Source organism: Perlabentimonas gracilis (assembly GCF_011174675.1).
GTDB lineage: Bacteria > Bacteroidota > Bacteroidia > Bacteroidales > Tenuifilaceae > Perlabentimonas > Perlabentimonas gracilis.
Genome location: NZ_JAANIG010000001.1, coordinates 238,344 through 251,175, shown reverse-complemented (window position 1 = coordinate 251,175; position 12,832 = coordinate 238,344). Strand labels below are relative to the sequence as shown.

Genomic DNA, 12,832 nt, shown 5'->3' with positions numbered 1-12,832 from the left:
CTAGTTTTTAGATTTTTTGAAAAATTCTTGGTAGCCCATGAGGCAGTCCTTGATCATATCCTCAAGCCCTTGGCTTGTTATAGTACCACCCGAAACGGCATCGACACTGTGAGGATCCGATGAGCTAGCCCCACCCTTCACCACCGAGATGGAGACGAATTTGGAATCGCGAAAAATTTGCTTCCCTTTAAACTGCTGCTGAAAATCAGCATTTGCAATTTCGGCGCCAAGGCCAGGAGTTTCGGATTTATGAGCAAAAGATGCTCCGTACACCGTGTTAAAATCGTCGTTGAGTGATATGTAGCCCCAAATTGGCCCCCATAGCCCGCGGCCTAACAACGGCAGGATGTACTTGGTGGAACCATCGTTGAGCTTGGCAACATAAACTGGTAAGTTCTGCTCAGCCTCTGGCTTGGCAAACTCAACCTTAAGGTCCACAGTAAAGGGATCGACACCCTCTACCCTATTACCTTTTCTGTTAACCACAAGCTGCTCAACAACCACTTGGTTAAACTCATTGCCCACGTAATCGTGCTTGTTGGAGGCAGAGGCTACATCGCTGGCTCTCCCAACCGATCGTAGAATATCTAACCGTTTCTCGGTTTCAACGTTTTTCTCTTGGAATGGTCGTAATGCTGTGGATGCAAGCGAGAGGAGCGCTGCCACAATGATAACCATTACCGAGGAGTACATGAATATGTATAGATTGCTCTGTTTCTTCATGATTATGGCATTTTAGCTTATTTTGGCAGCGGCAGCTGCACGTTTCTTACGTTTCTTAATGTTAGCCTCAATCACATAGTGATCTATCAATGGGGCAAATGCATTCATTAGGAGTATCGACAGCATCATTCCTTCGGGATAAGCAGGATTTACCACCCTAACCAGCACAGCGAACAGGCCGATTAAAAAACCATATATCCACTTTCCCTTTTCGGTTTGCGATGCTGAAACTGGGTCGGTAGCCATGAACACTGCTCCAAAGGCGAAACCGCCCATGATAAGGTGATGCCAAGCAGGAATCTCCATGAATGGGTTAACCGCAAATGCGTTAAATATAAATCCCATGGCCAGCCCACCTACTACGGTCGACAGCATAATTTTCCAGCTTCCTATACCCGAAATAATAAGTACCAGCGCACCCAAAAGAATTGCAAGGGCTGAGGTTTCGCCAATAGAACCGGGTATAATGCCTAGGAACATATCCATAGCCGACGGAATCTTATCGAACTGATAGGCCGCTGCGTTAGCCAGAGGGGTTGCTCCTGAAAACCCATCGATTATACCTTCGCCTTTGGTTAGTCCCGATACCCAAACGTAATCGCCACTCATATGCGATGGGTAGGCAAAAAACAGGAAGGCACGAGCCAACAGGGCTGGGTTAAAGATATTCATACCTGTTCCGCCAAACACTTCCTTGCCAATAATTACTGAGAAGGCAGTGGCTAAAGCAACCATCCACAGGGGTATATCAACAGGTACAATAAGCGGAATTAGCATACCCGTAACAAGGAAACCCTCGTTTACCTCATGCTTACGAACTTGGGCAAATATAAACTCAATGGCAAGCCCCACCACATAGGAAACAACAATTATGGGTAATACTTTAATGAGGCCATACATTACCATTGGCCAAAATGCTATCTCGCTTCCGGTGGCCAACGCATTCTGGTAACCTACGTTCCATATTCCAAAAAGTAAGGCTGGCATGAGGGCCATAACCACTATTATCATGGTACGCTTCATATCGATATGATCGCGGATGTGGCTTCCCTTAACGGTAACATGGTTAGGCACAAAGAGTAGGGTTTCGAACGCATCGAAAGTGGAGTGAAATGCCTCCAGCTTCCCTCCCTTCTCGAAATTTGGCTTAATCTTATCAATTAAACTTCGTAGTGCTTTCATTATACGGTATTTATGTGTGCAAAATATTTATTTATACTGTTGTACTTACGAAGGTTACCCCAGCTCTTTGATCATCAAATCTAACCCTTCGCGAATTATCTCTTGCACATTAGTTTTCGATGTGCATACGTACTCACATAGAGCAAAGTCCTCCTCGGCAACCTCATATATTCCAAGGTTCTCCATCTTATCGATATCCTTGGCCAGAATTGCCTTGATAAGGTGAACCGGGTAAATGTCCATCGGCAGCACCTTCTCGTACTGTCCGGTAACCACGTAGGCTCTTTCGCCACCATGGAGGTTCGTATCCAATGTGTACTTTCTACCAGGTAATAACGACGACAAGAATGCCGAGGTGAAGCTGTACTTTTTGAAGCCCGGTTGCGCCCACCCTAAGAATTCGTAGTAGTTCCCTTCGGGGATTACGGTAACCATATTATCGTAAAAGCCTAAGAATCCATCGGGTTCAATTTTTGCTCCGGTAAGCACATTACCGCTGATAAACCTAAGTTCCTCGGGGTTCTTGGTAACATTATCGGCAATAATATTGGCAATGGATGCACCAGTTTTCACAATGAAGTAACGAGGTTTTTGCACCTCAGAACCTGCCAATGCAATTACCTTGGTAGCATCGTATATACCTCGAAGGAAAAGACGTCCAATAATTATTACATCAAGGGGGTTTACCACCCAAATCAAATCACCCTTATTAATGGGGGCAACATGGTGTATTTGAACCCCCACGTTACCTGCAGGATGCGGCCCTGAAAAGTAGTTAAACTTAACCCCCTTAACCTTGGTGTAAACACTGCTAGGGGGGTAATCGGCATTTAGGTTTAGGTTCACATTGCCTTCGGCAAGTTGGTTTAGGGCATCAATTCCAGCTTGGAAAGCCTCGCCCTCGTCCTTAACCGCAAAGTCTAAATCGGGCGATAAGGGCGATGTATCGAAACCAGAGATATGAATAGCCTTTGGCTTATCTTCTGGGTTAGCGATAATAGAGTAAGGCCTTTGCCGTAGGGTAGGCCAAAGACCTGCTTTCAGCATCCTTTCAACCACTTGCTCACGCGATAGCTCCTTGGGGTTAGACCTACCAAACTCCTCAAAATCCTGAGAGTTATCGGTTTTTACCACAACCTCTAAGATTTTGCGCCGCTCACCACGCCTGATGAGGTGTACCACACCACTTACGGGTGAGGTAAAATAGATGCTGGTACGGTACTTGTCGTAAAACAGAGGCGTTCCAACTTTAACCTTATCGCCCTCGGCAACACTTAGCTTGGGCGTAAGCCCAGGAAAGTCGGTGGGTTTTACCGCGTAGAACTCTGCCAATTCAGCTCTGGTAAAAACCTTCTCGGCCTCTCCTTTTAGCGGGATGTTCAAACCTTTGCGTATTTTAAATACTTTTGGCATGATTTAAAATTATTTGGATTTGGATAACAAATTTATAAAATTATTCAACGTTGCGAAATAAAAAAGGGAGCACAAATATAACCATCAACATGTATTAATAAATGGGCAATAGTCCTATTCAGATGTTAAAAACCGGAATAGTGAGATTTATCATCAAAACCATATGCGCACCTTAAAAGTCGGCAATATTATGGATATTTAGCCAATTTACCCTCAACAATAATTAATAATTCCTATTTTCGTTACTTATCTATAAACAAACAATTCCATAAATGGCTCTTCATCAAAGCATCGATAGAACTACACAACTGGGCAAATACAGGCTAATTATATTATTAGCCTTGTCTGTTTGTTATTTCACAAACAACACAACGGCTAGCGTATTTGTTCACAGCAATGATAAAAACACGCTAGAATTTACAAATTCACCATCTATAAAAACCGTAAAAACCCATAAGCTCGGCTGGGAACTTGCTGACCCAGTGATTGAAATGAATGGGAACGACAGGGTAGTATTAACCTTTGACGATATATCTAACACCCCAGGAAACTACTCCTACTCCATTGTACATTGCGATTCGGAGTGGAACCCATCCAACCTTTTTATTAATGACTATATGGATGGCTTTGAGGTGAATGAAATACGAGACTACAGCTTCTCAACTGGCACTTCAAGCAGCTACACGCATTTTAGGCTCGAACTTCCAAACCGGGATGTTAGGATGAGGATATCGGGGAACTACCTAATTAGGGTATTCGACACGTACAACCCTGACGAAATATTACTGCAACGCAGATTTTTAGTTTACGAGCCCCTCATAAACATAACGGTAAGCATCCGTCAGCCTTCGGCTGGGGAATTTCGCTTTTCAGGACAGCAAGTTGAGCTGCAGCTCAACACGGCACGCCTAAGGATTACCGACCCATTTGCCGAAATAAAAGCGGTGGTATGTCAGAATCATCTTTTTCAGGGCTGCCATGAGGATGTAAAACCTGCATTTGTTAGGGGTGATATATTGGACTACTCGCAACCAAACGCGCTGATATTTGAAGGCGGTAACGAGTATAGGCTATTCGATAGCAAGAGCATACGTTATAGCGGGCAGGGCATACAATCGATAAGCTACTATGGTGGTGAGTTTCACATTCAGCTAAACGAAGACCACAGCCGCAGAAGTACTCGCTACACCTTTTACCCCGACCTGAACGGTAGGTTTGTGGTTAACTTAGAGCGCAGCACACAAAGTCATATTGAGGCCGACTACGCATGGACCTACTTTACGCTTAGAACTCCAATGGAGCTGGACGAGGGTAAAAGTGTTTATCTTTTTGGCGAACTTACGGGATGGGAGCTTAGCCCACCGAACCGAATGGTATTTAACCCCGAACGGAATGCTTACGAAACTAGACTGCTGCTAAAGCAAGGTGCTTACAACTATCGATATCTGGTTGTAAACGATAAAACTGGCGAGGTGGATGCTACCCATTTCGAGGGGAGTTACTTCGACACCGAGAACAGCTACACCGTGCTGGTTTACTACAAGCCGCTTGGTGCTCGCTACCATAGGCTAACGGGTTACAAAAAGATTAGCACCAGCAGGTAATCAATTCCGCACCTCATCAATGGCTTGCTTTGCCCAGCGGTGGTTGGGGTTTATCTTTACGGCCTGGTTAAAATGCGATAGGGCCAAATGCTTGTTATTCCTATTCTTTTCTATCAGCCCAAGGTAGTAGTAGGCATCGCCTAGGCTCATATCGGACTTGTCGTTAGTTGATTTGATATATGAATTGAGGTAATCAACCCCCTTTGACACATCATCCTGCTCGGTTGTAGCAAATACTCTACCTATCTGAAGCATTAGGTTTTTGTTCTCGGGAAACTTCTCCAATGCTTGCTCGTAAGCTGCAACAGCTTTTTTCGGTTGCTGCTGGGAGTGGTAAAACTGTGCCAGCGAGTAGTAGTAGCGAACGCTATCGGGGGCAAGCGATATAGATTTTTTGTAGTACTCCTCCGATTTGGCATATTCCTTATCCATTTGAAAGACTAATGCCTGGGCCATATGCCCCTCGGCCCTATTGCGCTTCATGATATCGGCCGCCAATGCATTTGCCTTGTCGTTACTCCCTCCCATAAGGCCTGGTGCTTGTTTATAAAACCCAATCAGTATAAGTGATGAGTTCATATCGTTTGGATTTAGCCTAACGGCTTCCTCCAAATGGTTGCGGAGCCTGCTGGCAAGCGATGCCTGCCTTATCATGCTGGCGTTCGAAATCAAGCGCATAATTACATTGCTCATGGCCACATGGTACTTAGCCACGTTACCATTTGCTGCAATTGCCTGCTTTAGGTAATCCTCCGCTTTACCAAAATCCTGCTTATGGAATGATATCTGACCCATGTAGTATCGGCTTTCGGCATATTGAGAATTTCCACTTTTTACGGAATTAAATATATCAAAAGCCGCATCGAAATCCTTTTGCTGATAGAGTTTGGTAGCCTGAGTGATATTCTGGGATAAAGTAGCTGTACTTAATGTAGTACAGATAATTAGTAGGAATAAAATACGAACGTTCATGTTTTTTGGGTTTTTTGTCACCAACGGATTAGCCAACTGGCTTATGGGTGTTTTTCAATATCTTGAATACGCAAAGCGAATATAATCTATTAAGATTTACAACTTATTGAACATTATAATTTTTAATACAATTTAGGAAAGTTATTTAGCCAAAATAATGCAGACTTTCTCCCGATAATTACGGCCAATGGGAATAGTTTTATCGCCAACCACAACGTTGTAGCTAGTAAAAACCTTTACGTGTACTGCGTTAACTACATACGATCGGTGAACCCTAATGATATGAGGCGATGCTTTAAGTTGCTCCTCCAGAGCCGTTAACCTTTGGTAGCAAACTAACTTTTGGTGTAGGGTATGAACCCTAACGTAATCGTCCAAACTCTCAATGTAAAGAATATCTGAAATTTTAACCTTATAGTTTTTCTTGTCGGATCTGAGTATAATAAAGTCTGTCTCGCTAGCATGCAAAGCCGAAGCTGTGGTTGAGGTAACATCCAAAAACCTGTTAATGGCTTTTAGAAATCGTTCAAAGGGTATTGGCTTTACAAGGTAATCGAGGGCATCTACCTCAAAGGCATCTGCAGCAAAATTGCGAAAGGCGGTTGTAAAAATAAGTTTGGGCGGATTTTGGATGGTTTTAAAAAACTCTAGCCCATTAATGCCGGGCATTTGAATATCGAGAAAAAGCAAATCGACCTGCTGATCTCGTAACATTCCCAGTGCATGCAGAGCATTGGTGAAAGTACCAACAACCTCAAACCCATCTATTCTAGCAAGGTAATTTTCAATTACCTTAATGGCAATGGGTTCATCGTCAATCAGTAGGCACCTATACTTGTAGGATTGGCTCATAGCAAGTTTTTAAAATCGATATGAAGCGAGGCAGTAAAAACATCGGGCTGGTTTTGGAGTTGTAGCCTATGGCTGTTGGGATAAATCAAGGTTAAGCGCTCTTGCAGGTTTTTTAATCCAATGCCAGGTATTGATGATTTTTGGGTATCGAAATTATTCTGAACAACAAAATCGACTCCAATAGCATCAAAGGTCAATCTTATCGATATATCACTCTGACCAACATTTCTGTGTGCACCATGCTTAAAGGCATTCTCCACCAACACAAATAGTAGAAGAGGGGCAATTTTTGCGTCCTCGGGGATTGTTGGGAAATCCAAAACGAGCTTTAATCGTGAGTCGTGTCGAATGGTCTCAAGCTCCACGTAATTCCTTATGAAATCAACCTCATTTTTCAATAAAACTACATCCTGATTGCACTCGTACAGCATATAATCGAGTAGTGCCGATAGCTTTAGAACAACCTCTGGCGTTTCGCCTGACTTCTCCATCCACAGGCCATAAAGGTTATTGAGCATATTGAAAAGGAAATGCGGGTGAAGTTGCCCCTGTAGCAGCCTTAGTCGAGCCTCCTGCAGTTTCAGGTCGGTTTCGGCTTTTAATCGAACTATTCTATCGCGCTCCTGCTGACGAGCAAAAGTTTCTCTAATGAAATGGACAAAGGTTGCAAATAGTATCACCAAGTAGCTACCCGAGACCAACAACACCAAGTCACTTACTGTTGGCAAGGCTATTCCAGATTGTTTTGTAAGCGTTACCCAAAGAATAGCAATTATGCAAACCATATTTATCCAAATAGATACTATGAACGTGGCCAGCACCAAGTATCCAAATAGAAAATATCGACCTGTAAATAGATATTTTGGAACCAAAAATCGATTGATAAACTGGGTTAGCCCAAAGCTCATGAGCACCAGCACCGCAACGGTTACTATACGGATGCTTATATCGTAGCTTCGATTGCTGAATATGAAGAGCAGCAGCAGGGCAGCAAATGCCCAGTAAAGGATATGCCTAAGCCAGCTCGACTGCATAATGATGTTTTGATGCGAGTTCTTCATATACTATCCAAAGATAGTTGGATTTGCCTTAATGAGTGAATAACAACTTCAATTATTCGGCAAACGAAGGGTTTTTAACCCTAAACTACAGTTTGAACAAATATTTTGTGAACTTTGCCATTAAGGGGCATAACGATGCTATTCGCCTAATAAGTTTTTGAGGCTGGTTTTAATCGCGTAGGTTTGGCTTAGTATAAACCACTAAAAACATTTGCTATGTTAACAACACACTTTATGGAAGGTGGCCCCTTTGGGATGACCGTAATTTTCGGTTTATGGACAGCAGCCATTGTACTAATTGGTATGCTCATTTACCGTTGGTTGAACAAAGCCGAGTCCCGTGTAAAAAGCAGTAAGGCCTTATCGGAAAGCATACTTTTCGTTGGCAGCTTTGCATTTCTATTCGGCATCTTTTACCAGGCACTCGGAATGGTTCAAGCACTCAATGCCATTAAAGCCGCCGGCGATATATCTATGGCGTTAATTGCAGGTGGACTTAGAGTTTCGCTTATTGCCCCTCTTTACGGACTTGTACTTTTTCTTGTATCTTACATTTTCTGGTTTATCAACCGAAGGTTAAGCATGTAGATAAAAATTGCAAAAGTCTAAGCTGCCCTAGGTTATGCGCAGCTTAGACTTTTTTTTTGGCAAACATCAATATTTTCGCTTACATGTGTTCAGTCTCACTAATCAATTACTGGTAGCACAAAAAGAATTGAAGCCATATTGGCCTTAATGCTACCCCCCATTATTAGGCTTGGGGCCGACAGCACCTTTTGGCCATCCTCGGTAACCTCACCTTTAACCAGCAGTACCACCCTCTGGTCGAACTCCATCGTTTCCTTCAGCTTAAGGCTTACCAGTTGACCTTGATTGATAAACCCCCGTAACTTTTTGGTTCGCCATGACGACCATGGTTCTAGTTTAACAAGCATTCGCTCAGCCATATCGAGCCCAGCAAATAGCCATGTTTTTTCAAGGATATTGGGTTTTCTGGTTAGCTTCTTATGGTTATTAGCAATGTTTAATTTTAATGCAGTAACTGGCGATTCGGCAATATACGATGCCCAAAGGGCTCGTCCGGTAAGACATTCGAAGGCGCCAACCACCGACCCTGGCTGGGCAACGGTTATTAGTTCGCCCTCCTGCTCAACCTTAGCTGTACCCCTAACAATAATATAGAAACCCTCGGTGGGGTTATCTTCCTGCACAATCTTTGCATCTGCTGGGAAAACCTTCTCGGCAAAGAGATTGGCAAAATACTCTAAGTCGCCTTCAGCTAATCCACCAAGCGAAGTCAAACCAGCCAGGTAACGCAACGCCTCGGTGGCCTTTATTTCAGGGGGTGTATCGTTAATTTTCTTCATCATACTTTGGATATGCCCTTCGAGGTTAGTTGCATCGGCAGGCTCTAACCTACCCTGCTTCTCGAGCTTTTGAATGGTAGCCATTTGATGATTGAGCAGCGAGCGAGAGGCAATTTGGGTCTCAATGGCATGATACACCTCGGGGTATGTATCCTTAAGGTTACGGAGGAAGGTTAGCCCCATGATACGGTTCTCATTAATCTCATCCTCAAGCCCTGTTAGCTTCTCCACTTCATTCGATATTTCCTCGGCACCAGCCGAAAGGCCAATGATTAGGCTCGAGAGACTTTTCAAATTCTCCTCGTTGGCCACAACAAATCCACGGGCGCAGTCGTAACTTAGCGCCAACCTATTGTAGAATCTTTTTCGCCAGAAGCGCCCCATGACAGGAAGGGTTTGAAGCTTGGCCAGAATTTTTGGGGTTTGCCACATCTGCTCCAAATCCTTGCGTTTGGCCAGCGAGATGGTGCCATTAAAATCGAGCAGGTGGTCAATTTCGCTCGACATATTCTGAACCGCAGCAGGGCTTAATAACCCCTCGCTGAACTGGCGCCAGTAGCTCTCCTTCTCCTTAAGCAGCATTCGCTTGCGGGTTTCGAACAGGGTATCGACATTCTTTGCACCCGATTCGCGCTCTTTGGACTTGGGCAAGTACTTGGCCACCATATCCCAATCGGCACCAGCCATAAACCTATTCTCTTTCAGCTTGGTAATCTCCTTTTCACCCCCTTTACGCAGCATAGCTATGGTTTGCGACAATAGCTGCAAACGTGCATCGCCTACCTTTGTCAGTCCTAACCAATCTATGAGTGGCTTGATTGTAGTTGCATTGATTAGTGAGGTAAGAAATACTATACCTGCGGTAAGGGAAAGAATCTGAGTTCTTATCTCCATATCAATTGATGCCTCACTGGCCACAATTAGCGCAAGCGCAAGCCCAATGGCACCTCTTAGGCCACCCCACCACGCAATAACACCATCCTTGGGGTTTAGCCCATACCCTATTCGCTTCATCAACGGGTAAAACAGCAATATCACTAGGCCTCGGATTACAAGAATTGAGATGTATATAAGAATGAGAATTACAAAATCGCGAGTGGTGAACGAAATGCGCAAGGCAATAACCACGCCCACTATTAAAAAGATAAGGGTGTTGGCAATAAAGGCTGCAAGTTCCCAGAACTCATGCAGGAAGTGCGCCACCTGTGGGCTTATCCTTGTACGGCCAATACCAGCCATCATAATGCCAAAGGCAACAAGGGCTAAAACGCCCGAGATGTGAAAGAAATGCTCGGCCACAAAAAAGGCCAGATACGCCGCGCTAACCACCACCGTAATTTCGAATAGGGCATCGTTGAAAACCCTGCGCAACCACGACACCACCAGCCAACCAATAATTACCCCAACGGCTACTCCACCCAGTGCTACCCTTAAAAACTCAACCACGGCATGGTTACCCTCGGCAGAGCCAGTTATGGCTGATAGAAAAACCATGAAAATTACGATTGCAGTACCATCGTTAAGTAACGATTCGCCCTCGATAAGCGTTGCCAACTTTTTGCTGGCACCCACCTCTTTCAGTATCGAAACTACGGCCACTGGGTCGGTGGCGCTAATTATTGTACCAAACATAAAGGCAACTGGCCATGTCCACATCCCTAGGCCAAGGTTAAGCACATTAATCAGCATAACAAAAGCACCAGTTAGCACTATGGCTACTATAATACCCGGCACGGCAAGAATAAAGGCATTGGTAAACGATTTTTTAAAGGTATGCACATGCATGGCAAAGGCCGCCTCGAATATGAGGGTGGGCAAAAAGATGTAGAAGATTACATGGGGGTCGATATGACCAGCCCAATTAATTGACTCGCCAAGGATATGCAGGCCATCATTCTCGCCAATTCCCCAAAAGCTCGAGAGAAATCCCAAGCGATAGGCCAACCCTAGAAGCAACCCAATAATTAGCAACGATATGGTGTAGGGAATGGGCGATTTCCTTAACCAGTAACGTGTTGCTGTACCAATTAGCAGCGCGATGATAATAAACAGCAACGGAGCCATACTGCTATGGGCAGTGTGCTCACTTATTGACACCCCCGAAGACTCCTCGGCTGAGGCTACCAAGCTAATGGTAGGATTAACTTGCGCAGCAATAGAATAAGTTCCCTGCACTAGAAACTGATGTATAAAACTAAAAGATAATTGCATAGCTATTCAATTTTTTATCTAACCTATTAATCGATATAAAATTATGGAAAAACACAATACGTAACGCTAGCAAAAAACGAATATAATAAAAAACCTCGCCATTACTAGCGAGGTTTTACACTTTAAGGTACAACAAGCACTACCTGTAGGCAGCCCTGTGTATATCCTCAACAGTTTTAAGCACTTTTGGAGGGTTTAGGTAATTTGCCAGAAATGCATATATCTTTAAACGGGTTTTCTTGGCATGCATGGTATCCATCCTGTCGAAGGAGTGACCGCCAGGTACATCCTGAAAAATCTCGTATTCAAACTTTTTACCCTCTGCCTTTAGCGACTTAATAAGATGCTCCACTTCAAGCACATCCACATCATCGTCGTTGGTATTGGTATGGATAAGCAAAGGAGTTTGCAGCTTGTGGGCATTCCATGCGGGCGAACGGCGCTTGTACTCCTGTATATCCTCATACACCGTTTTACCAATGTGATAATCATCGGAAAACAGCTTACGGTAGCTATCGGTCATGTAGCCCATGCGAGCAATAAGGTCGGAAACAGGCACTCCAGCAAATACGCATTTGTAATCCTTTGGATATTCAAACACGTTCATAAGGGATATCAACCCGCCATGGCTCCAGCCAAGGATACCTACCCTATTCTTATCGACAAACTCATAGTTCTCGAGCATATAGTTGCGGCTTGCGTGCGCATCCTGAATTTCAAGCCCACCATAATCGATTTGTTCCCAAAGTTTACGGCCATAACCTGTGCTACCCCTATACTCTGGAGCAACTACAATGTATCCCTGTGCCATAAGCTCCCTAACGATGTGGTAATAGTAGGTTGAAAAATCGCCATGAACACCACCATGGGGCAAAACAAGCAGTGGGTACTTCTTTGAGAAGTCGATATCCTTAGGGATAAAAATGTAGGACCAAAACTTTACGTGGTTATAAGCACCTCGCGCGGTTGGGCTAGGCACATTGGCGGGGGGAGGGCCATACATATACACCTTATCCACAAAGGCAATGTCGTCCATTCGGTTGAACCACAGCACATCATCAATGGTTTTTTGCAACACATCAATCCTGTGGTTTAAGTTCACATTGTACTGACGCAGAGCCTTAATCTCCTGTTCAAGTTCCTGCATATTTTGACCAAAAGCAGAGAGCGAAAGCATTAGACCTAGCAGAAAAATACTTTTTTTCATAGTACAAATTTTTATTGGGGTTAACTTTCTATTGAGTGATTGATCCGCCAGTGGCCTGTCTACCCTGCCTACCGGCAGGCGGCAGGTAGAGCGGACAGGTTGATTGAGTGATTGATTGGCTGATTGGCTGATTGGCTGATTGGCTGATTGATTGATTGGGTGTAAATATAACAAATGGATAAAACCAAAAAAAATGCGGCCTCGTGAAAATCCGACTGCCACATTTTTGACTATTAAGAT

At 44.1% G+C, this 12,832-nt stretch carries 10 protein-coding genes; 2 read left to right on the top strand and 8 right to left on the bottom strand.

Features of this window, described 5'->3' with window-relative positions:
* Genes nqrC through G8O23_RS00960 form a run of 3 tightly spaced genes read right to left on the bottom strand, consistent with a single transcriptional unit; the run spans nt 1 to nt 3,318 of the window.
* Nucleotides 1-723 (bottom strand): NADH:ubiquinone reductase (Na(+)-transporting) subunit C, encoded by a 723-nt coding sequence (nqrC, locus tag G8O23_RS00970; RefSeq protein ID WP_166360791.1) that lies wholly within the window; start codon nt 721-723, stop codon nt 1-3.
* Nucleotides 724-735: 12 nt separating this feature from the next.
* A complete protein-coding gene (locus G8O23_RS00965; RefSeq protein ID WP_166360789.1) occupies nt 736-1,905 on the bottom strand; it encodes an NADH:ubiquinone reductase (Na(+)-transporting) subunit B in 1,170 nt (389 codons plus the stop codon).
* A gap of 54 nt (nt 1,906-1,959) precedes the next feature.
* Nucleotides 1,960-3,318 carry a Na(+)-translocating NADH-quinone reductase subunit A gene (locus G8O23_RS00960; RefSeq protein WP_166360787.1) on the bottom strand — a complete coding sequence of 453 codons (1,359 nt, stop codon included), beginning with the start codon at nt 3,316-3,318 and terminating at the stop codon, nt 1,960-1,962.
* A gap of 272 nt (nt 3,319-3,590) precedes the next feature.
* On the opposite strand from G8O23_RS00960, the gene G8O23_RS00955 reads away from it, so the two are divergent.
* Nucleotides 3,591-4,922, top strand: a complete 1,332-nt coding sequence (locus tag G8O23_RS00955; protein WP_166360785.1) for a type IX secretion system plug protein — start codon at nt 3,591-3,593, stop codon at nt 4,920-4,922.
* Here G8O23_RS00955 and G8O23_RS00950 read toward each other — a convergent pair whose 3' ends face one another.
* The 3 genes from G8O23_RS00950 to G8O23_RS00940 all read right to left on the bottom strand — a co-directional run bounded on the left by G8O23_RS00950 (nt 4,923) and on the right by G8O23_RS00940 (nt 7,807).
* Nucleotides 4,923-5,894: a tetratricopeptide repeat protein gene (locus G8O23_RS00950; RefSeq protein WP_166360783.1), complete on the bottom strand. Its 972-nt coding sequence runs from the start codon at nt 5,892-5,894 to the stop codon at nt 4,923-4,925.
* A gap of 141 nt (nt 5,895-6,035) precedes the next feature.
* Nucleotides 6,036-6,746: a LytR/AlgR family response regulator transcription factor gene (locus tag G8O23_RS00945; RefSeq protein WP_166360781.1), complete on the bottom strand. Its 711-nt coding sequence runs from the start codon at nt 6,744-6,746 to the stop codon at nt 6,036-6,038.
* The gene (locus tag G8O23_RS00940) at nt 6,743-7,807 is read right to left on the bottom strand and encodes a sensor histidine kinase (RefSeq protein WP_166360779.1); all 1,065 of its coding nucleotides are present in this window, start codon (nt 7,805-7,807) and stop codon (nt 6,743-6,745) included. The genes G8O23_RS00945 and G8O23_RS00940 overlap by 4 nt, the downstream gene beginning before the upstream one ends.
* Before the next feature lie 216 nt (nt 7,808-8,023).
* On the opposite strand from G8O23_RS00940, the gene G8O23_RS00935 reads away from it, so the two are divergent.
* Nucleotides 8,024-8,395 carry a MotA/TolQ/ExbB proton channel family protein gene (locus G8O23_RS00935; protein ID WP_166360777.1) on the top strand — a complete coding sequence of 124 codons (372 nt, stop codon included), beginning with the start codon at nt 8,024-8,026 and terminating at the stop codon, nt 8,393-8,395.
* 98 nt (nt 8,396-8,493) lie between these two features.
* Here G8O23_RS00935 and G8O23_RS00930 read toward each other — a convergent pair whose 3' ends face one another.
* Together G8O23_RS00930 and G8O23_RS00925 are read right to left on the bottom strand one after the other, a co-directional pair.
* The gene (locus G8O23_RS00930) at nt 8,494-11,385 is read right to left on the bottom strand and encodes a cation:proton antiporter (protein WP_166360775.1); all 2,892 of its coding nucleotides are present in this window, start codon (nt 11,383-11,385) and stop codon (nt 8,494-8,496) included.
* A gap of 139 nt (nt 11,386-11,524) precedes the next feature.
* Nucleotides 11,525-12,532: an alpha/beta hydrolase family protein gene (locus G8O23_RS00925; RefSeq protein WP_235942226.1), complete on the bottom strand. Its 1,008-nt coding sequence runs from the start codon at nt 12,530-12,532 to the stop codon at nt 11,525-11,527.
* Nucleotides 12,533-12,832: the final 300 nt, after the last annotated feature.

What these genes read in the sequence shown, in the direction of transcription:
- nqrC (WP_166360791.1), bottom strand. Translation starts at nt 723, where the DNA reads ATGAAGAAACAGAGCAATCTATACATATTCATGTACTCCTCGGTAATG.
- G8O23_RS00965 (WP_166360789.1), bottom strand. Translation starts at nt 1,905, where the DNA reads ATGAAAGCACTACGAAGTTTAATTGATAAGATTAAGCCAAATTTCGAG.
- G8O23_RS00960 (WP_166360787.1), bottom strand. Translation starts at nt 3,318, where the DNA reads ATGCCAAAAGTATTTAAAATACGCAAAGGTTTGAACATCCCGCTAAAA.
- G8O23_RS00955 (WP_166360785.1), top strand. Translation starts at nt 3,591, where the DNA reads ATGGCTCTTCATCAAAGCATCGATAGAACTACACAACTGGGCAAATAC.
- G8O23_RS00950 (WP_166360783.1), bottom strand. Translation starts at nt 5,894, where the DNA reads ATGAACGTTCGTATTTTATTCCTACTAATTATCTGTACTACATTAAGT.
- G8O23_RS00945 (WP_166360781.1), bottom strand. Translation starts at nt 6,746, where the DNA reads ATGAGCCAATCCTACAAGTATAGGTGCCTACTGATTGACGATGAACCC.
- G8O23_RS00940 (WP_166360779.1), bottom strand. Translation starts at nt 7,807, where the DNA reads ATGAAGAACTCGCATCAAAACATCATTATGCAGTCGAGCTGGCTTAGG.
- G8O23_RS00935 (WP_166360777.1), top strand. Translation starts at nt 8,024, where the DNA reads ATGTTAACAACACACTTTATGGAAGGTGGCCCCTTTGGGATGACCGTA.
- G8O23_RS00930 (WP_166360775.1), bottom strand. Translation starts at nt 11,385, where the DNA reads ATGCAATTATCTTTTAGTTTTATACATCAGTTTCTAGTGCAGGGAACT.
- G8O23_RS00925 (WP_235942226.1), bottom strand. Translation starts at nt 12,532, where the DNA reads ATGCAGGAACTTGAACAGGAGATTAAGGCTCTGCGTCAGTACAATGTG.